Consider the following 19,258-nt stretch of genomic DNA (forward strand, 5'->3'; position numbering starts at 1 on the left):
GGTGGTTGTGCTTCCGACACTCTCACCTGACGGGAAGAAACGGAAGGCTACTGGTCGAGGTGCGTGGGAGCGAAGAGCCGCACGAGCGTCTCCACCACGACGACGTTGGGGCCCTCGGCTTCGAGGCTCTCGCGGAGGGCCGGGCTGATGTCCTCGGGTGCCACGCGGCGGGCCGGCACCCCGAAGGATTCGGCGAGGGCCACGAAGTCGGGGCGCGCGAGCTCGGTCGCCGTGGCCTTGCCGAAGGCACCCTCCATGTATTCGCGGAGGATGCCGTAACCGCCGTCGTCGACGATCAGCCAGGTGACGGGGATGTCGTGCTGCCGGGCGGTCGCCAGTTCGGCGATCGAGTACATCGCCGATCCGTCGCCGGACACTGCGAGGACCCTCGCGGGAAGCCCGCGGGACTGCAGGCCGACGGAACCGCCGATGGCTCCGGGGAAACCGAAGCCCAGACCGCCGGCGCCCTGCGCGGAGTGGAACTGGCCCTCGCGGGCGTCCCAGCAGCTCCAGGCCCAGTACGCCGAGATCGTCATGTCCCAGAAAGTCTGCATGGCCGCGGGAACGGCGTCGCGGATATCCTGCAGGAACGCCCGCTCCTTGGCGAGGTCCTGTGCGTCGAGCCGCGAGCGCACCTTCGCGAGTGTCCCGGCCACGACTTCAGCGGCGTCGTAGCCGGGTTCGCGGTCCCGGTCGAGCGGCTCGAGGGCGGCGTCGAGGGCGGCGAGTGCCTGTCCGGCGTCGGCCCGGATACCGAGCGCCGGCCGGTTGGACTCGAGGACGCGCGGTTCGGCGTCGATCTGGATGATGCGTCCGCGCGGTTCCAGGGTGAAGTAGTTGGACGTGACCTCGCCGAGCGACGAGCCGACGACGAGCAGGACGTCGGCTTCCTCGAGGACCTCGGTGACGTGCCGGTCCTCGACCCAGGACTGCAGGGACAGCTCGTGCGTCCAGGGAAAGGCCCCGTTGCCGCCGGGCGAGCACACCACGGGAGCGCCGAGTTTCTCGGCGATGGACAGGAGCCACTTCTCGGCCCTGCCCCGCCGGGTGCCGCCGCCGGCGACGATCGCCGGCCGCCGGGAATCCCTGAGCCACGCGACGGCTTCGCGTACCAGTTCGATCCTCGGCGGGTTGTCGAAGGGTTCCGCGAGCGCGTCCTCCACCTCCGGGACCATCACGGGATCCAGCAGGACGTTCTGCGGCACCTCCACCCACACGGGGCCCTGCGGGGAGGAGACGGCCTCGGTCCAGGCGTCCTGGATGGCCGAGGGGATTCCGGACGCGTGCTGGATCAGGCGCTGGCTCTTGGTGACGTTCGCCGCCGACGCCTTCTGGTCATCGAGCTGGTGCAGCATGCCCTTGCGTCGCGCCCCGAGGCCCTCGAGGGGGATCTGGCTCGCGACGACGACCATGGGCACGCCGGTCGCGTACGCCTCCTGCAGTCCCGCGAGCGAGGTCAGCGCGCCGGGGCCGGTGGAGAGGAACAGGACGCCGACGTCGCCGGTGGCCCGGGAGAAGCCGTCGGCGGCGAAGGCCGAGTTGTTCTCGACGCGCGACGACACGAAGCGGAGGTCGGAACGGGACAGGGCGTCGAAGAGGCCGAGCGCGTGCTGGCCGGGGATGCCGAACACCGTCGTGGCCCCCAGGGCGGAGAGCGTCTCGACGACGAGATCACCGCCGTTCCGCTGCCCGCTGACGGGAGTGGGAGGCACGGAGGCCGCGCCGCCGGTGATGTCCATCTACTCGCCCTCGGAGGCCGGCGTCAGCGTGTCGGCCATCAGCGTCACGAGGTCGTAGGCGACGTGGGAGGCTGCGACGCCGGTGAGTTCGGCGTGGTCGTAGGCGGGAGCGACCTCGACGACGTCGGCGCCGACGAGGTTCAGTCCGCGCAGCCCGCGCAGGATCTCGAGCAGTTCCCGGCTCGTGATGCCACCGGCTTCGGGTGTTCCGGTACCGGGCGCATGCGCCGGGTCGAGCACGTCGATGTCCACCGACACGTAGAGGGGGCGGTTGCCGATGCGTGCCCTCAGTTTGTCGATGACCTCGTCCACGCCCTGCCGGTAGACGTCGGAGGACGTCACGATGCCGAAACCGAAGCGGCGGTCGTCCTCGAGGTCCCGCACGCCGTAGAGGGGCCCGCGCGTGCCGACGTGGGAGATGGCCTCCGTGTCGAGGATGCCCTCCTCCACAGCCCGCCGGAAGGGGGTGCCGTGGGTGTACTCGGCGCCGAAGTAGGTGTCCCAGGTGTCGAGGTGGGCATCGAAGTGCAGCATGGCGACCGGGCTTCCAGCCCGTTCCGCGGCTGCGCGGAGCAGCGGCAGGGCGATGGTGTGGTCCCCGCCGAGGGTCACGAGGCGCGTTCCGTCCGCCGTCAGGTCCAGCGCGTTCTGCTGGACCGTCTCGATGGCCTCGTGGATGTTGAACGGGTTGACGGCCATGTCGCCGGCATCGGCGACCTGCACGCGCTCGAACGGCGAGACGTCGAGCGCCGGGTTGTACGGCCGCAGGAGGCGCGACGCCTCGCGGATGTGGTTGCCGCCGAAGCGCGCCCCGGGCCGGTAGGACACCCCGGAGTCGAAGGGCACGCCGACGACGGCGACGTCGGCGCGGTCCACCTGGTCCAGGCGGGGCAGGCGCGCGAAGGTCGCCGCGCCCGCGTAGCGGGGAATACGGGAGGAGTCGATGGGCCCGAGGTGGCCGCCTCCGGTGACGCGCAGTTCTTCCACAGCTTCCATCCGATCCGGGCGAGAAAGTTGCCCAATATGCACCAAACGTTTTGCATAAGGCTATTCTCCCGCGGGACCGGGGTCAAGGATCGGGACGGAGACCGGTTGTCTCGAAAACCCGTTAAGGAAGTGTTAAGACGCCCGAAGAGGAACCGCCCCGGCCCTACTGTGATGCTGTGAGTTCAACATCGGTACGCACCCTGCCGGCGCCGTCGAGCAAGCGCCTCGAGCGCTGGCTGCTCAACGAGTCCAGCCAGCCCACCGCCCACCAACCCGAACCGGAGCGGACGCAGCCCTGGTGGAAGGTCATGTGCCTGACCGGCGTCGACTACTTCTCGACCCTCGGCTACCAGCCGGCCATTGCCGCTGCTGCCGCCGGGGTCCTCTCCCCCCTCGCCACCCTCGTCCTGGTGGCCGTGACGCTCTTCGCCGCACTCCCCGTGTACAAGCGCGTGGCAGCGGAGAGTCCGCGCGGCGAGGGCTCCATCGCGATGCTGGAGAAGCTGCTGCCCAAGTGGCGCGGCAAGGTCTTCGTCCTGGTCCTGCTCGGATTCGCCGCGACCAGCTTCCTCATCACCATGACGCTGTCCGCCGCGGATGCCAGTGCGCACCTCATCGAGAACCCCTTCGCCCCGTCCTGGCTGCAGGGCCAGGAGATCCTCCTCACCGTGGTGTTCCTCGGCCTGCTGTCCGCCGTCTTCCTCCGGGGATTCCGCGAGGCCATCGGCATCGCGGTCGCGCTCGTCGCGATCTTCCTGCTGCTGAACCTGTGCGTCGTCGTCGTCGCCGCCGTGCAGATCGTCGAGCAGGGCGGGCTGGTGGGGAACTGGTGGGCCGCACTCAACACCCAGCACGGCAATCCGCTCGTGATGGTGGGGCTCGCCGTCCTGATCTTCCCGCGCCTCGCACTCGGCCTCTCGGGCTTCGAGACCGGCGTCGTCGTGATGCCCCAGATCGAGGGCAGGCCCGGCGACACGGACGAGGACCCCGCGGGCCGCATCGCCGGCGCCCACAAGCTCCTCACGTCCGCGGCGCTCATCATGAGCGGCTTCCTCATCGCCTCGAGCTTCGTCACCACCCTGCTCATCCCGGCCGAGGCCTTCGCGGAGGGCGGGCCCGCCAACGGCCGGGCACTCGCCTACCTCGCGCACCTGTACCTCGGGGACGGCTTCGGCACCGCGTACGACATCTCGACGATCGGGATCCTCTGGTTCGCCGGCGCATCCGCCATGACCGGCCTGCTCAACCTCGTGCCGCGCTACCTTCCGCGCTACGGCATGGCCCCGGCGTGGGCCAAGGCCGTCCGCCCGCTCGTGCTGGTCATCACGCTGATCGCCATCGTGGTCACGTTCTTCTTCCGGGCCGACGTCGAAGCCCAGGGCGGCGCGTACGCGACGGGCGTCCTCGCCCTCATCACGTCGGCCTCCGTCGCCGTCACGCTCTCCGCCCACCGCAGGCACCAGCGGGGGCGGACCATCGGGTTCGGTATCGCCGCCGCCGTCTTCGTGCTCACGACGGCGGTCAACATGGTCGAGCGCCCCGACGGGCTCAAGATCGCCACCTGCTTCATCCTCGGCATCATCGTGATCTCGTTCATCTCCCGCTCACGCCGCGCCTTCGAGCTGCGGGCCACGAGCATCCGCCTCGACGAGACGGCACTGTCCTTCGTCAGTGCGCAGGACGACGGCGAGATCCTGCTGATCGCCCATGAGCCCAAGCGCCTGAGCAGCTCCGCCTACCGCCACAAGCTCCAGCACGCCTGCGCGGTCTCCCACTTCCCGAACACCGCCAGGCCCCTCTTCATCGAGGTGACCGTCGACGATTCCTCGGAGTTCGAGACGGAGTTGCAGGTGCGTGGCGTGGTGCGCCACGGCTTCCGCATCCTGGAGGTCCACAGCTCCAACGTGCCGAACACCATCGCCGCGGTGATGCTGCACATCCGCGACATCACCGGGCTCATGCCCCACGTGTACTTCCGGTGGACCGAAGGGGACCCCGTCGCCAACCTGTTCAAGTTCCTGTTCACGGGCGAGGGCGAGATCGCCCCGGTGACGCGTGAGGTCCTGCGTGCCGCGGAACCGGACGTGACCAAGCGTCCGTGGGTGCACGTCGGCTGAGGCCGGCTATTTCCCCGACGCCGCGGGCACGAGCGTCCACAGCACGACGGCCGTACGTCCGTCCGGATTCAGCCAGGTGTGCGGTTCGCGGCCCGGGAAGGTCACGGTGTCCCCGGCGTCCAGTTCGTACCGGTCGTTGGAGAAGATGAGCACGAAACGGCCTTCGATCACATGCAGGGTCTCCACCTCGCAGTCCACGGAGTAGAGCTCGTCCTCTCCCCGGCCGTGCGGCTCCACGACGGCGCGGATCATCTGCAGCCGCCGCTCCGAGCGCGCCGTCATCAGGCGCTCGTTGATGCCCTCCCCGCCGAGGCTGATGCGCGGGGCATCGGCGAGGCGCGTCAGGTGCGTCTCCGGCACGAGGAACAGGTCGCCGATGGAGATCGAGAGCACCTGGCACAGCGTCACGAGCGAGGCGACGGACGGCGACGTGAGGTCCCGCTCCACCCTGCTGAGGAAGCCCTTGGTCAGGCCCGTGGAGTCGGCCACCTGCTCGATGGTCATGCGCTGGGCCTGGCGCGTGGCCCGGATGCGCGAGCCGATGGCGACCGGCGTGTTCGTCGGCTCAACGGGTAGGGCCTTCATGCTTGTCCTCTCCTACGGCAATTCCGGAAGCCTACCTGTTCCCCGAGGGACATCCGGCCGACACACGACCTTGCCATGATTGGCAGGTGACGTCCGTCACGGGTAGCTTAACGGTCAACAATAGTTGCCCTTAAGGCATCAGGACCAGCAGCCAAAGGACCTCTTCATGCAAGCACTCAATATCGGCATCGTGGTGGCGTACCTCGTCGCCATGCTCGGCTTCGGGTGGTGGGGCAAGTCCCGCACCCGGAACGCCAGCGACTACCTCGTGGCGGGACGGCGCCTCGGTCCGTTCCTCTACACCGGGACCATGGCCGCCGTCGTCCTCGGCGGGGCATCCACGGTCGGGGGCGTGGGCCTCGGCTACCAGTACGGCATCTCCGGGATGTGGCTGGTGGTGGCCATCGGCACGGGCGTCCTGCTGCTCAGCCTCCTGTTCGCTCCCACAATCCAGAGGCTGAAGATCTACACGGTCTCCCAGATGCTCACGCTGCGCTACGGGCACCGTGCCACCCGGGTCTCCGGCATCGTGATGCTCGCCTACACGCTGATGCTCTGCGCCACGTCCACCGGCGCCTATGCCACGATCTTCGTGGTGCTCTTCGGCTGGGACCGGGCGGCGTCCATCGCCGTCGGCGGCGTGATCGTCCTGATCTACTCCACGGTCGGCGGCATGTGGTCCATCACCCTGGCGGACATGGCGCAGTTCGTCATCAAGACCGTCGGCGTCTTCGCCCTGATGCTCCCCTTCTCGCTGGCCGCCGCCGGGGGCTTCTCGGGGATCGCCGAACGGGCCGGGGAGGAGTTCTTCAGCATCACGGGGATCGGCGCGCAGAGCATCATCACCTACTTCGTGGTCTACACGCTCGGGCTGCTGATCGGCCAGGACATCTGGCAGCGCGTCTTCACGTCCCGGACGCCGGAGATCGCCCGCTGGGGCGGTTCCGCCGCCGGGATCTACTGCATCCTCTACGGCATCGCGGGCGCGGTCATCGGCATGAGCGCCAGCGTCATCCTGCCCGCCATCGAGTCCCGGGACGACGTCTACGCGGATGTCGCCCTGAACGTCCTGCCGATCGGCATCGGCGGGCTCGTGCTCGCCGCGGCCGTGGCCGCGATGATGTCGACGGCGTCCGGTGCGCTGATCGCCGCCGCCACCGTCGCACGGACCGACGTCGTCCCCTTCGTGGCCGGCTGGTTCGGCAGGGACACCGGGGAACGCGCGACGTCGGACCACGACGTCCGGTCCAGCCGCTGGTGGGTCCTCGGCCTCGGCATCGTCACGATCGCCCTTGCCGTGATCGTGCAGGACGTGGTGGCCGCCCTGACCATCGCCTACGACATCCTCGTCGGCGGGCTCCTGGTGGCGATCCTCGGCGGCCTGGTCTGGCGTCGGGGCAACGGCATCGGAGCAGGAGCGTCCATGGCGGCGGGTTCGCTCGTCACCCTCGGCGTCATGGCCTATCTCGAGATCACCGCGGAGAACCAGTACGACGGCATCTACGCCAACGAGCCGATCTACTACGGGCTCGCGGTGTCGGCGCTCGTGTACGTCGCCGTCTCCCTCCTCACCCGCCCCACCGCGCCGGAGGTGATGGAGGCCTGGGACCGCCGGGTTGCCGGGCAGGTGCCCGACGACGTGCCGGTCGACGCCGCCCGCTGACCGCGGGCAGGCCGGACGCGACGGAAACGCAGGAACGCAGGAGGGCTCCCGGCATGCGCCGGGAGCCCTCCTGCGTTCCGGGGCGATCGCGGCCGGTGACGCTCGAGCGCCGCGGACCACGATGCGGTCGCCGTCAGGCGGGTGACGACCCTCCGTGACGGCCGGTGGTGTCGCGGGTGCGCGAATCGTCGAGGGCGCGGGCGCCGTCGAAGGTGCCGGCAGTGTCCGCGCGGTCGTCGCCGTCGTCGTCGTGCCCCTGGACCCTGCGGTTCTGCGTGCCCGGGCGGTCGTCCGCCTCGTCCGTCGCGGGGAGCGCCTGGGCGACCCTGGCGGCCTGCTCCTCCTTGGGCGTGGAGCTCAGGCCGTGCCCGGTCTCGTCGAGCGCCGTCAGCACCTCGGCCTTGTCGACCTCGGCCTCCGTGATCTCGTCGTCCTTCTCCTGGTTCCACGCCTTGATCGCGGCCCAGCCGACGGCGGCCACGGGGACGGAGAGGATCGCGCCGATGATCCCGGCGAGGATGGTGCCGGCGGTCAGGGCCAGCAGGATGACGAGGGCATGGACCTGTAGCGTACGGCCCATGACCACGGGCTGCAGGAAGTTGCCCTCGAGCTGGTTCACGACGATGACCGCGATGATGACCATGAGCGCCACGAAGGGCCCGTTGGCCACGAGGGCGATCAGGGCCGCGAGCACGCCGGCCAGCGTCGCGCCGACCAGCGGGATGAAGGCGCCGATGAAGACGATGGCGGCCAGCGGGAGTGCCAGCGGGACGCCGAGGAAGAAGAGCGCGAGTCCGATGAAGACGGAATCGACGAGGGCCACGATCGCGGTGCCGCGCACGTAGCCGCCGAGGACGGCCATGCTGCTGTAACCCACCCGGCGGGCCTTGACCAGGCGCTTGCCCTTGAACGCGCGGAGCATGAAGGCCCAGATCTTCTCGCCGTCCTTGAGGAAGAAGAAGAGGATGACCACCATGAGCAGGGCACCGGCGATGAAGTTGCCGGCCGCGCTGAGGCCCGAGATGGCGCCCGCGCCAGCGGTGCTGCTCGTCGCGAAGTCCACAGCCGCGTCGCGCGCCTGCTGGATCTGGGCGTCGTCGATCGGGATGGGACCGTTCTGTGCGTAGGCGTAGAGCTGGTCGAAGCCCTCCGTCGCGCTGGACGCCAACTCGCCGGCCTGACCCACGACGGCGAACACGATGCCCGTGATGAGGCCACCGAACACCAGCAGGAGCAGCAGGAAGGACACGCCGGTGGCCAACGACGCTCCCCAGCCCTTGCGCCGTAGCCAGTTCACGAACGGGCCGATCGCGGCCGCGAGGATCAGTGCCAGCAGCATCGGGATCACCACGAGCCGGACCTGGATCAGGGCGTACACGGCCACCACGGCGAGCACCAGGAGCAGGAGCACCTGCGCCACACGGATGCTGGCGCGCCCCAGGGTGTCGTGCCAGGGGCTTTGTGGAGCGGACGTTTCCGCCCGCGCTAATGGAGTCATCGAATGTCACCTTTTCCTTCGGCCCGAGGGCCATCGTCGAGCAATTGGGTGCGCACCTCGCGCCGGAGGACCTTCCCGATCAGGGACCGGGGCAGGTCCTCGGCCTGCACGATGGTGCGTGGGACCTTGTAGGCGGCGAGCGCCGCGCGGCAGGAGGACCGTAGCGCCTCGGCATCGAGCACGGCGCCGGGGGCCAGGACGACGACGGCGGCGACGTCCTCGCCCCCGCCGGCCCGCGGGAGTCCGACGACGGCCGCATCCGTCACGTCGGGATGGGCCCGGAGCGCGTCCTCCACCTCGGACGGCGCCACGTTGAAACCGCCGGTGATGATCAGTTCCTTGATGCGGTCGACGATCGTCAGGAAGCCGTCGTCGTCCATACGGACGATGTCGCCCGTGCGGAACCAGCCGCCGTCGAGCAGGGCCGCGTGGGTCTCGTCGGGCCTGCGCCAGTAGCCGGCGAACACCTGGGGCCCGCGGATGAGCAGCTCCCCCGCCTCGCCCGGCCCGCGGTCCCGGGTGGGGTCCTCCGGGTCGACGATCCGCACGTCGGTGCCGGGGAACGGCACCCCGACGGTCCCCGGACGCCGGGTGGGACCGATCGGGTTGCCTGCCGCCACGGGCGAGGTCTCCGTCAGTCCGTAGCCCTCGATCAGGTAACCCCCCGTCGCGGCCTCCCAGGTCTCGACCGTGGCCTGCGGGAGGTTCATGGCGCCGGAGATCGCGAACCGGATGCTGCGGAGGTCCGCTCCGCGGTCCGCAGCGCCCGCTGCGAGCCGGTCGTAGATGGGCGGGACGGCGGGCAGGAAGGTGGGTGGGCTCGTCCGGGCGGCGTCCAGCACCAGCCCGACGTCGAACCGGGGAAAGAGGACCAGGCGTGCCCCGATGCTCATCGCGAACGTCAGGCACAGCGTGAGGCCGTAGGCGTGGAACATCGGCAGGACGGCGTAGACGGTTTCACGGCCCGCCTCGAGGCCGGGCACCCAGGCGCGGCCCTGGGCGGCGTTGGCCAGCAGGTTCCGATGCGTGAGGATCGCGCCCTTGGGCGCACCGGTGGTGCCGCTGGTGTACTGGAGGACGGCCGTGTCCTGGGGTGCCGGGCGGGGATGCCGGTGCGGCAGGGGCCGGTGGCGGAGCAGGTCCCGCCACGGCACCACGGTCCGGGGGCCGGCCGGTTTCTCCGTCGTCGTGAGCGCGGCCCTCGCGTCGCGGGCCCGGCGGACAGGCAGTCTCAGGGCGAGGCGGCGTGCTGCGGGCATGGCCCGGATGAGGTCGACCGTCACGACCGCGGTGACCGGGATGTCCCCGGGCAGCCTCTGGACGCGCGGGGCCACCCGGTCCCAGACGATCGCCACCTTCGCTCCGTGGTCCTCGAACTGGTGCCTCAGCTCGCGGTCGGTGTAGAGCGGGTTGTGCTCGACGACGATCGCCCCGAGGCGGAGGACGGCGTAGAAGGCGATGATGTGCTGGGGGCAGTTCGGCAGCACGAGGGCCACGCGGTCGCCGGCGGTGACGCCGAGCGAGCGCAGGCCTGCCGCGGCGCGCGCCACGGCGTCGCCCAGGGCGCGGTACGTCGTGGAAGCACCGAAGAATTCCAGTGCCGTCGCTGCGCCGTAGGAGCGTACCGAGGAATCGAGCAGGTCGGAGAGCGTGCCGTCGGGCACGTCGAAGGACCGGGGTACGCCGGGCGCGTAGCTCGCCACCCAGGGCCGGGCTGCCAAATCCATAAGCCTGCTTCCTGTTATCCGTTCGACTGTAGCGCGGGTCTCCGGCTTCCGGTACCTGACCCGCCGGGACGGAGCCTGCGGCCCGGCGGTCCGGGGCGGTCCGGTAGGATGGATGGTCGAAGGGGAGTAGCTCCGCGTCCCGAGGACGCGCGGCCTGTCGACATACTGGCGCCAGAGGTGCCCGGCAGTCCACCGGATCCACCCGGCGAGCGAGACCTTCGGCCGAACCAGCGCACCTGCGTTCCACGGCCGGAGCCCCCCGCTTCGGCCGTGGCGCGCACGGGCACCCCGACCACCGGAGCATCCCCGTGACATCCCCTGAGCAGTCCCCTTCCCGGAACGACATCAAGCGCTGGCGCCAGTACCTCGCCGACGAGCGGGGCGAGGCCGCCACCTACCGCGATCTCGCCCGCCGCAGGACGGGCGAGGAGCGTGAGATCCTCCTCGGCCTGGCCGAGGCGGAAGGCCGCCACGAGGCGCACTGGCTTCAACTGCTCGGCAACGACGTCGGACGGCCCCTGAGGCCCTCCGTCCGCAACCGGATCCTCGGCGTGCTCGCCCGGCGCTTCGGGTCGGTCTTCGTCCTGGCCCTCGCGCAGCGTGCCGAAGGACGGTCCCCGTACGCGACGGACCCCTCCGCCACGAGCGCCATGGTGGCCGATGAGCAGATCCACGAGGAAGTGGTGCGTGGCCTCGCGACCCGCGGCCGCAACCGGCTGTCCGGGAACTTCCGGGCAGCGGTCTTCGGCGCGAACGACGGGCTCGTCAGCAACCTCGCGCTGGTCATGGGCATCGGTGCCACCGGCGTCTCTCCCTCGTTCATCCTGTTCAGCGGGCTGGCCGGGCTCCTGGCCGGCGCCCTGTCGATGGGCGCCGGCGAATACGTGTCCGTCCGGTCCCAGCGTGAGCTGCTGTCGGCGACGCGTCCCACGCAGATCACCCTCACAGCGGCGAAGGAACTCGACATCGCCGCGAACGAACTGGTGCTCGTCTACCGCGCGAGGGGCATGACGCCGGCGGCCGCCGAGCACCGCGCGGCGGAGCGCCTCGGCCTGTACAGCTGCGACTGCGACCCGAGCTTCTCCCTCCAGCCCGAGGAGGACGACGCCGTCGACGAGCACGAGGCGGTCGGCACCGGCCTCGGCGCCGCCGCGTCGAGCTTCTGCTTCTTCGCCTCGGGTGCCGTCATCCCGGTGCTCCCGTACCTCGTGGGCCTCAGCGGCGTGACAGCCGTCGTCGTCGCGTGCGTCCTGGTGGGACTGGCACTGCTGGCCACGGGTGCGGTCGTCGCCCTGCTGTCGGGCGCCTCGCCGCTGCGGCTGGCGCTCCGGCAGCTGGCGATCGGTCTCGGCGCGGCCGCGGTGACCTACCTCCTCGGCCTGCTCTTCGGCACGTCCGTGGCCTGAGCCGGCATCCGGGGAACGCCGTGCGCCCTGCGCGAACGGCGTTTCCCGTCGACCGCCGGAGTGCTGGAATGGTGCGCATGGACGAGCAGGAGGCGCTCGACGCGTACTCGGCGGCGATCGTGCGCATCGCAGAGTCCACCCTGCCCTCGGTGGCGGCGGTGACGGTGCGAACCGCCCGCGGTACCGGTGCGGGTAGCGCATCCGTGATCTCGCCCGATGGGCACCTGCTGACGAGCGCGCACGTGGTCGCCGGCGCGCGGCGTATCGAGGTCGCGTTCGGCGACGGATCCGTGCTGCCCGCCCAGGTGGTCGGCAGCGACCCGCTCTCGGACCTCGCCGTCCTCGCGGCGGACGGCCGCACTCCCCCGCCGGTGCCCTGGGGGGATGCCTCCAGACTCCGGGTCGGACAGCTCGTGGTGGCACTCGGCAACCCGCTCGGCATGGCAGGCAGCGTCACCGCGGGGATCGTGTCCGCACTCGGCCGATCCCTTCCCACGGTGTCCGGACGCGTGGTGGACGAGGTCATCCAGACCGACGCGACCCTCAATCCGGGCAGCAGCGGGGGCGTGCTCGCCGACAGCGCGGGACGCATGGTGGGCGTCAACACGGCCGTCGCCGGTATCGGACTCGGCCTGGCCGTCCCCATCAACACGACGACGCGGGAGATCATCGACGCGCTCACCACCAGGGGCCGCGTGCGCCGTGCGTGGCTCGGCGTCGTCGGAGCCCAGATTCCGCTCATCCCCGAGATCGCGGCCCGCGTCGGTTCGCCCACGGGGATGCAGGTGGCATCCGTCGTCGCCGGGAGCCCCGCCGCCGGCGCCGGAGCCCGCGCCGGGGACGTGGTCATCTCGCTGGACCGCATACCCGTCCGCAGTGCCACGGGCATCCAGCGGCTGATGGTCGAGACCGCGATCGGCCGCCGGATGGAGATGACGGTGTGGCGCAACGGCGCGCTGGTGGACATCGTCGTGCAGCCCGAAGAGCTGCGGGTCGCATGACCGGCGCGGCGTCCCGCCCTGAGCGGCGGGCCGCACCTAGGTGGCGTCCCGCTCCACGTAGTCCTTGAGGTTGGCCAGCGTCGCCTCGATGCTGGCCGGATGGCGGCGGGTGAAGCCGGTGAGCCGGAAGACGAATCTCCAGGGCACCGCACGGCCGTCCCACTCCTCACGCACCAGCGTGGCGTCGCCGCGTGGCTCGAGCGTATAGCGCCAGACGTGCGCCGAGAAGTGCCGCCATGCGATGCGGCGGCCCTCCTCGAACTCGACCACGTGGTTGAGGATCCTGTACCGGCCACCCAGCTTCATGTCCATCCCGAACTTCGCGCCCGGCGAGAGGCGGGACGGGCCGTTGGGCTGCTCGCCCCGCACGGTCCCCGATCCGTCGATCACGCTGTGCAGGGCGGGCGTCGCGAGGACCTCGAAGATGCGGGCTGCCGGTGCGTCGATGAGCCGCTCGCGGGAGATGAGGTAGGCGGAGTCCGTGCCGGAGCCGGCTGTCATGGCTTGAGCAGCACCTTGATGGCACGCCGCTCGTCCATTGCCCGGTACGCCTCGGCGACCTCCTCCAGCGGCATCTCGACGTCGAACACCCGGCCCGGGTTGATCGTCCCGTCCAGGACGTCCTTCAGCAGTTCGGGGATGTACGTGTGGGCCGGGGCCATGCCGCCGCCCACGGTGATGTTCTTCGCGAAGAGGAGGCTGACCGGCAGCTCGGGTCCGCCCGCAGGGACCCCGACGAAGCCGAGGTGCCCGCCCGGACGCGTGCTGCGCAGCGCCTGGTCCATGGACTCCTTGGTCCCCACGCACTCGAGGACCGAGTCCGCGAGGACTCCCCCGAGCAGTTCTCGCACCTTCGCCACGCCCTCGTCGCCGCGTTCCGCGACGATGTCGGTGGCCCCGAACTCACGCGCCAGGGCCTGGCGGTCCTCGTGGCGGGACATCGCGATGATGCGCTCCGCGCCGAGGCGCTTGGCGGCGAGCACCCCGCACAGGCCGACCGCCCCGTCACCCACGACGACGACGGTGCTGCCCGGGCCCACGTTCGCCGACACGGCAGCGTGGTGACCGGTCGACATGACGTCGGAGAGGGTCAGGAGGCTGGCGGTGAGGGCGGCGTCGGGCTCGGTGACGCCCTCGACCCTGCGGAGCGTGCCGTCCGCCTGGGGGACCCGCACGGCCTCGCCCTGGCCACCCTGCAGGAAATCGCCGTGCTCGTCGGTGCTGCCCCAGCCCGCGAGGTGGTCGCAGGCGACGGTGACGCCGTTCAGGCACTGCGGGCACTTGCCGCAGCTGTCGACGAAGGGGGCGATCACGAAGTCGCCGACCGCCAGGTCCCGGACGTCGTCGCCCACGGATTCCACGACGCCGACGAACTCGTGGCCGATCGCCTTGGGCTCCTTCGTGGGCCGGACACCGCGGTAGGGCCAGAGGTCGGATCCGCAGACGCACGAGGCCGTGACCCGCACGACGGCGTCCGTGGGACGGATGATCGTCGGATAGTCGCGGTCCTCGACGCGGATGTCGCCGGGCCCGTGGATGATGGTGGCGCGCATGAAAATCTCCTAGAAGCTTGCCTGACGCAATCGGTGGTTCCCCTGTCGCCACCTTACAAGCAGCGGAGGTCCCGCCCCACCGCCCGGGGTCGTCCGCCGTTCCCTTGCTCCGGCGCTCCGGCTCCGGGAGGGTCTTCCCGCCCGGACGGCGACCCATCCGACCGGGCCTTAAAGGCGGCAGCCTCCCCCGCACGGATGCGGGGGAGGCTGCCGGGGTGGGACGTGGATCAGAGCGTCGCGTAGACCTCGCGGAGGAGCTTCGCGGTCTCGGAGGGGGTCTTGCCGACCTTGACGCCGGCGGCCTCGAGGGCCTCCTTCTTGGCCTGCGCGGTTCCTGCCGAGCCGGAGACGATGGCGCCGGCGTGGCCCATGGTCTTGCCCTCGGGAGCCGTGAAGCCCGCCACATAGCCGACGACCGGCTTGGTGACGTTCGCCTTGATGAACTCGGCGGCACGCTCCTCGGCGTCTCCGCCGATCTCGCCGATCATCACGATCGCCTTGGTCTCGGGATCCGCTTCGAAGGCTGCCAGGGCGTCGATGTGGGTGGTCCCGATGACCGGGTCGCCGCCGATGCCGATGGCGGTCGAGAAGCCGAGGTCACGCAGTTCGAACATCATCTGGTAGGTCAGCGTGCCCGACTTCGAGACGAGGCCCACACCGCCCTTGCCGGTGATGTTCGCCGGGGTGATGCCCACGAGGGACTCGCCGGGCGTGATGATGCCCGGGCAGTTGGGGCCGATGATCCGGGTGACCTGCTGGCCGTCGGCGTCGACCTTCGACTGGGCGAGGGCCCAGAACTCGGCCGAGTCCTGGACGGGGACGCCTTCGGTGATGACGACGACGAGGCCGATACCGGCCTCGATGGCCTCGACGACGGCGTCCTTGGTGAAAGCCGGCGGCACGAAGACGATCGACACGTCGGCGCCGGTCTCACGGATTGCTTCCTCGACCGTGCCGTAGACGGGGAGGGTGACGTCGCCGTGCGTGACGGTGGTGCCGGCCTTGCGGGCGTTGACGCCGCCGACGACCTGGGTTCCGGCCTTCAGCATGAGGGCGGTGTGCTTGGTGCCCTCGCCGCCCGTGATGCCCTGGACGATGACCTTCGAGTCCTTGTTGAGGTAGATAGACATGTGGGGAACCCTTTACTTTCCGTAGGCCAGCGCGGCGGCCTTGTCGGCGCCTTCGTCCATGGTGTCGGCGATGGTCACCAGCGGGTGGTTCGCCTCGGCGAGGATGCGGCGGCCCTCTTCGACGTTGTTGCCGTCCAGTCGCACCACCAGGGGCTTGTTGGCCTCGTCGCCGAGGATCTCGAGGGCGCTGACGATGCCGTTGGCGACGGCGTCGCATGCGGTGATGCCGCCGAAGACGTTCACGAAGACGCTCTTGACCTGGCTGTCGTTGAGGATGACGTCCAGTCCGGCGGCCATGACCTCGGCGGACGCTCCACCTCCGATGTCCAGGAAGTTGGCGGGCTTCACGTTGCCGTGCGCCTCGCCGGCGTAGGCCACGACGTCGAGGGTCGACATGACCAGCCCGGCGCCGTTGCCGATGATGCCGACCTCACCGTCGAGCTTGACGTAGTTGAGGTCGTTCTCCTTGGCCTTGGCCTCGAGGGGGTCCGCGGCGTCCTTGTCCTCGAGGGCGGCGTGGTCCGCGTGGCGGAACCCGGCGTTCTCGTCGATGGTGACCTTGCCGTCCAGCGCGAGGATGTCGCCGCTGCCGGTCTTGACGAGCGGGTTGACCTCGACGAGCGTGGCGTCCTCCTTCACGAAGACGTCCCACAGCTTGAGGATCGTGTTCACGACGCCGTCGCGCAGCTCGGGTGCGAAGCCGGCGGCGTCGACGATCTCCTCGGCCTTGGCCTGGTCGATGCCGGTCCCCGCGTCGACCGCGATGCGGGCGAGTGCCTCGGGACGCTCGACGGCGAGCTGCTCGATCTCCATGCCGCCCTCGACCGAGCACATGGCCAGGTAGTTGCGGTTGGACCGGTCGAGCAGGACGGAGAAGTAGTATTCCTCGGCGATGTCCGCGCCCTGCGCGATCATCACCGTGTGGACCGTGTGCCCCTTGATGTCCATCCCGAGGATGTCCGAAGCGTAGGAATAGGCCTCGTCGGGGGTCTTGGCGACCTTCACGCCGCCGGCCTTGCCTCGACCGCCCACCTTGACCTGCGCCTTGACGACGACGACGCCGCCGATCTTCTCGGCTGCTGCCTTTGCTTCTTCTGGGGTGTGCGCCACGATGCCGGCGAGCACGGGAACTCCGTGTGCCTCAAAGAGATCGCGCGCCTGATATTCAAACAGGTCCACGGGCTAGAGTCCTTCTACGTCGAAGTAGGTTTACAAGAGGGAACTTTAGCCCCTCGGCCCTGAGGCCTTCCCCAGAGTACCGGTTTAGTGAGTAAGGCCACACTTCTATCTTTTGTAGAAGAAATGCCCGGAATTGCCGGGTTTTCGGCCCCTGGAACCCGTGCCGGAGGCGGCTCAGGAACCGGCGTCAGGCGACCTTGGTCAGCGGGGCGTAGCGCAGCAGCAGCCGCTTCTCCCCGACGTCGAACCGCACCTTCGCCACGGTCTTGTCACCGGCCCCCTCCACGGACAGGACGGTGCCGTTCCCGAAACTGGCGTGGTTGACCCGGTCCCCGACCGCGACCGAGACGACCTCCTTCTGGGGCTGCACGCGTCCCACGCTCTTCGAGGGAGCCGGGGCGCTGCCGTTGAAGCCACCACCGCTGGCGCCCCAGTAGGATCCGCTGAACCTCGGTCCGCTGATGCTCCCGCCGGACGTCCAGGCCGGCTTCACCGCACCCTCGCGCTTCCAGGAGATGAGCTCCTCGGGGATCTCGCTGACGAACTGGCTGGCCGGGTTGTACTGGCTCTGGCCCCACATGCTGCGCACCTCGGACCGCGTGATGTAGAGGCGCTGGCGGGCCCGGGTCAGGCCCACGTACGCCAGGCGGCGCTCCTCCGCGAGCTCCTTGGGATCGGTCGCGGACCGCTGGTGCGGGAAGATCCCCTGCTCCATGCCCGTCAGGAATACCACCGGGAACTCCAGGCCCTTGGCGGTGTGCAGCGTCATGAGCGTCACGACGCCCTGCCTGCGGGCCTCCTCGACGGCGCGCTGCACGTCGGCTGCGGAACCGTCGGGAGCGTCGGGGATGGAGTCGGCGTCGGCCACGAGGGACACCTGTTCGAGGAAATCGCCCAGCGTCCCCTCCGGGTTGTCCCGCTCGAATTCGCGCACGACGGCGACGAGCTCGGCCAGGTTCTCCACCCGGGATTCGTCCTGGGGGTCGTTGCTGGTCCTCAGTTGTTCGAGGTAGCCGGTCTGCTCGAGGACGGCTTCGAGGGCGGCCGAGGCGCCCGATCCGCTGGCGACCTCCGCGAGGTCGTCGATCAGCTTCACGAAGCCGGCCACGGAATTGACCGAGCGCGTGGCCATGCCGGGCGCCTGGTCCGCCCGCCGAAGGGCCTCCATGAAGCTGACCCGCTCGCGCTCACTGAGCGCCGCGATGGCGTACTCGGCGCGGTCGCCGATGCCGCGCTTGGGCTCGTTGAGGATGCGGCGCAGGTTGACGACGTCGTCGGAGTTCACGAGGACCCGCAGGTAGGCGAGCGCGTCCTTGATCTCCTTGCGCTCGTAGAACCGGGTGCCCCCGACCACCTTGTAGGGCAGGCCGACGCGCAGCAGGATCTCCTCGATGGACCGCGACTGGGCGTTGGTCCGGTAGAACACGGCGACGTCGCCGGGGCGGAGGTTCGCCTCGTCCTGCAGCCGGTCGATCTCCTCCGCGATGAAGCGGGCCTCCTCGTGCTCGTTCTCGCCCACGTAGCCGACGATCTTCTCGCCGCTGCCCTCGGCGGTCCACAGCCGCTTCTCCGGCCGGTCGGGGTTGCGGGAGATCACCGCGTTGGCCGCGCTGAGGATGTTCTGGGTGGAGCGGTAGTTCTGCTCGAGCAGGATGGTGCGGGCGCTCGGGTAGTCGTTCTCGAATTCGACGATGTTGCGGACGTCGGCGCCCCGGAAGGCGTAGATGGACTGGTCGGAGTCGCCGACGACGGTCAGCTCCGCCGGATCGTCGGAGGACTCCCCCGGGACGCCGACGATCTCGCGGACCAGCGCATACTGCGCGTGGTTCGTGTCCTGGTACTCGTCGACGAGGACGTGGCGGAACCGCCGCCGGTAGTAGTCGGCGACGCCAGGGAACGCCCGGAACATGAAGACCGTCTGCGCGATCAGGTCGTCGAAGTCCATGGCGTTGGCCTGGCGCATGCGCTGGGCGTAACCCGTGTAGACCTCCGCCACGGCCAGCTCGAAGGGATCGGACGGATCGGCGTCGGACGCGAAGGTCTCCTCGTCGATCAGCTCGTTCTTCAGCGCGGAGATCTTGTGCTGGATCGCCTTCGGCGCGAACTTCTTCGGGTCGAGATCCAGCCCCTTGGCGACCAGCGTGATGAGGCGCAACGTGTCCGCGGAGTCGTAGATGGAGAAGTTCGAGTTCAGGCCGACGGACGCGGCCTCCCGGCGGAGGATGCGCACGCAGGAGGAGTGGAAGGTGGAGATCCACATGCGCTTGGCGACGTCGCCGATGAGGCCCTCGATGCGCTCCCGCATCTCCGCTGCGGCCTTGTTCGTGAAGGTGATGGCCAGGATCTGCCCGGGGTGGGACCGGCCGGTCGCCAGAAGGTAGGCGATCCGGTGGCTCAGCACGCGCGTCTTGCCGGAGCCCGCACCGGCGACGATCAGCAGCGGGGTCCCGCCGTGCTTCACCGCCTCCTCCTGCTGGGGGTTCAGGCCCAGGAGGAGTTCGTGCGCACGGTGCTCGTCGACGCCGACCCGCGAGGGGACGTGCCCGGCCGCGGGATCCGCCGGCTCGGCCGCCATCGCCGCCTCGCGTGCACGCTTCTTCTCGGCGGGCGTGGGCGGGGAGACGTAGGGATCGAAGAGCATGTCCATGGTCCTCCAATTCTAGGCGGTGCCCC

At 70.0% G+C, this 19,258-nt stretch carries 14 protein-coding genes; 4 read left to right on the top strand and 10 right to left on the bottom strand.

The window, feature by feature from the left end:
- Positions 1-47 precede the first annotated feature (47 nt).
- Together ACX80J_RS15315 and speB are read right to left on the bottom strand one after the other, a co-directional pair.
- Positions 48-1,739 carry a thiamine pyrophosphate-binding protein gene (locus tag ACX80J_RS15315; protein ID WP_459348368.1) on the bottom strand — a complete coding sequence of 564 codons (1,692 nt, stop codon included), beginning with the start codon at positions 1,737-1,739 and terminating at the stop codon, positions 48-50.
- Positions 1,740-2,726, bottom strand: coding sequence for an agmatinase (gene speB, locus ACX80J_RS15320; RefSeq protein ID WP_459345155.1), 987 nt, complete (start codon positions 2,724-2,726; stop codon positions 1,740-1,742).
- 308 nt (positions 2,727-3,034) lie between these two features.
- On the opposite strand from speB, the gene ACX80J_RS15325 reads away from it, so the two are divergent.
- Entirely contained in the window at positions 3,035-4,843 is a 1,809-nt protein-coding gene (locus ACX80J_RS15325; protein WP_459348405.1) for an APC family permease, read from the top strand.
- 6 nt (positions 4,844-4,849) lie between these two features.
- Here the strand turns inward: ACX80J_RS15325 and ACX80J_RS15330 are convergent, their stop codons facing one another.
- On the bottom strand, positions 4,850-5,428 hold the full coding sequence (locus ACX80J_RS15330) for a helix-turn-helix domain-containing protein (RefSeq protein WP_459344816.1): 579 nt from the start codon (positions 5,426-5,428) through the stop codon (positions 4,850-4,852).
- 166 nt (positions 5,429-5,594) lie between these two features.
- Between ACX80J_RS15330 and ACX80J_RS15335 the strand changes: the two genes are divergently transcribed.
- Positions 5,595-7,091 carry a sodium:solute symporter family protein gene (locus ACX80J_RS15335; RefSeq protein ID WP_459344815.1) on the top strand — a complete coding sequence of 499 codons (1,497 nt, stop codon included), beginning with the start codon at positions 5,595-5,597 and terminating at the stop codon, positions 7,089-7,091.
- A gap of 133 nt (positions 7,092-7,224) precedes the next feature.
- On the opposite strand, the gene ACX80J_RS15340 is transcribed toward ACX80J_RS15335, so the two are convergent.
- Complete coding sequence (locus ACX80J_RS15340) at positions 7,225-8,589, bottom strand: AI-2E family transporter (protein ID WP_459344814.1); 1,365 nt, start codon at positions 8,587-8,589, stop codon at positions 7,225-7,227.
- Positions 8,586-10,316 carry a long-chain-fatty-acid--CoA ligase gene (locus ACX80J_RS15345; RefSeq protein WP_459344813.1) on the bottom strand — a complete coding sequence of 577 codons (1,731 nt, stop codon included), beginning with the start codon at positions 10,314-10,316 and terminating at the stop codon, positions 8,586-8,588. The genes ACX80J_RS15340 and ACX80J_RS15345 overlap by 4 nt, the downstream gene beginning before the upstream one ends.
- A 302-nt stretch (positions 10,317-10,618) precedes the next feature.
- Here ACX80J_RS15345 and ACX80J_RS15350 point away from each other — a divergent pair, with 302 nt between their 5' ends.
- Together ACX80J_RS15350 and ACX80J_RS15355 are read left to right on the top strand one after the other, a co-directional pair.
- Positions 10,619-11,722: a VIT1/CCC1 transporter family protein gene (locus ACX80J_RS15350; RefSeq protein ID WP_459345153.1), complete on the top strand. Its 1,104-nt coding sequence runs from the start codon at positions 10,619-10,621 to the stop codon at positions 11,720-11,722.
- A 77-nt stretch (positions 11,723-11,799) separates the two neighbouring features.
- Positions 11,800-12,723, top strand: a complete 924-nt coding sequence (locus tag ACX80J_RS15355; RefSeq protein WP_459348369.1) for a S1C family serine protease — start codon at positions 11,800-11,802, stop codon at positions 12,721-12,723.
- A gap of 36 nt (positions 12,724-12,759) precedes the next feature.
- Here the strand turns inward: ACX80J_RS15355 and ACX80J_RS15360 are convergent, their stop codons facing one another.
- From ACX80J_RS15360 to pcrA, 5 genes are all read right to left on the bottom strand, one after another.
- The gene (locus ACX80J_RS15360; RefSeq protein WP_459344811.1) at positions 12,760-13,224 is read right to left on the bottom strand and encodes an SRPBCC family protein; all 465 of its coding nucleotides are present in this window, start codon (positions 13,222-13,224) and stop codon (positions 12,760-12,762) included.
- Positions 13,221-14,276, bottom strand: a complete 1,056-nt coding sequence (locus ACX80J_RS15365) for a zinc-dependent alcohol dehydrogenase family protein (RefSeq protein WP_459348370.1) — start codon at positions 14,274-14,276, stop codon at positions 13,221-13,223. The genes ACX80J_RS15360 and ACX80J_RS15365 overlap by 4 nt, the downstream gene beginning before the upstream one ends.
- Positions 14,277-14,503: 227 nt before the next feature.
- The gene (gene sucD / locus ACX80J_RS15370) at positions 14,504-15,406 is read right to left on the bottom strand and encodes a succinate--CoA ligase subunit alpha (RefSeq protein ID WP_459344809.1); all 903 of its coding nucleotides are present in this window, start codon (positions 15,404-15,406) and stop codon (positions 14,504-14,506) included.
- 12 nt (positions 15,407-15,418) lie between these two features.
- Positions 15,419-16,585 (bottom strand): ADP-forming succinate--CoA ligase subunit beta, encoded by a 1,167-nt coding sequence (gene sucC, locus ACX80J_RS15375; protein ID WP_459348371.1) that lies wholly within the window; start codon positions 16,583-16,585, stop codon positions 15,419-15,421.
- A gap of 187 nt (positions 16,586-16,772) precedes the next feature.
- Positions 16,773-19,232, bottom strand: a complete 2,460-nt coding sequence (gene pcrA, locus ACX80J_RS15380; protein WP_459344807.1) for a DNA helicase PcrA — start codon at positions 19,230-19,232, stop codon at positions 16,773-16,775.
- Positions 19,233-19,258: the final 26 nt, after the last annotated feature.

It is taken from the genome of Arthrobacter rhamnosi (genome assembly GCF_054510975.1).

Excerpts from the sequence above, each read along its gene's own strand:
- ACX80J_RS15315 (WP_459348368.1), bottom strand. The coding sequence starts at position 1,739 with ATGGACATCACCGGCGGCGCGGCCTCCGTGCCTCCCACTCCCGTCAGC.
- ACX80J_RS15325 (WP_459348405.1), top strand. The coding sequence starts at position 3,035 with ATGTGCCTGACCGGCGTCGACTACTTCTCGACCCTCGGCTACCAGCCG.
- ACX80J_RS15330 (WP_459344816.1), bottom strand. The coding sequence starts at position 5,428 with ATGAAGGCCCTACCCGTTGAGCCGACGAACACGCCGGTCGCCATCGGC.
- ACX80J_RS15335 (WP_459344815.1), top strand. The coding sequence starts at position 5,595 with ATGCAAGCACTCAATATCGGCATCGTGGTGGCGTACCTCGTCGCCATG.
- ACX80J_RS15340 (WP_459344814.1), bottom strand. The coding sequence starts at position 8,589 with ATGACTCCATTAGCGCGGGCGGAAACGTCCGCTCCACAAAGCCCCTGG.
- ACX80J_RS15345 (WP_459344813.1), bottom strand. The coding sequence starts at position 10,316 with ATGGATTTGGCAGCCCGGCCCTGGGTGGCGAGCTACGCGCCCGGCGTA.
- ACX80J_RS15355 (WP_459348369.1), top strand. The coding sequence starts at position 11,800 with ATGGACGAGCAGGAGGCGCTCGACGCGTACTCGGCGGCGATCGTGCGC.
- ACX80J_RS15360 (WP_459344811.1), bottom strand. The coding sequence starts at position 13,224 with ATGACAGCCGGCTCCGGCACGGACTCCGCCTACCTCATCTCCCGCGAG.
- ACX80J_RS15365 (WP_459348370.1), bottom strand. The coding sequence starts at position 14,276 with ATGCGCGCCACCATCATCCACGGGCCCGGCGACATCCGCGTCGAGGAC.
- sucD (WP_459344809.1), bottom strand. The coding sequence starts at position 15,406 with ATGTCTATCTACCTCAACAAGGACTCGAAGGTCATCGTCCAGGGCATC.
- pcrA (WP_459344807.1), bottom strand. The coding sequence starts at position 19,232 with ATGGACATGCTCTTCGATCCCTACGTCTCCCCGCCCACGCCCGCCGAG.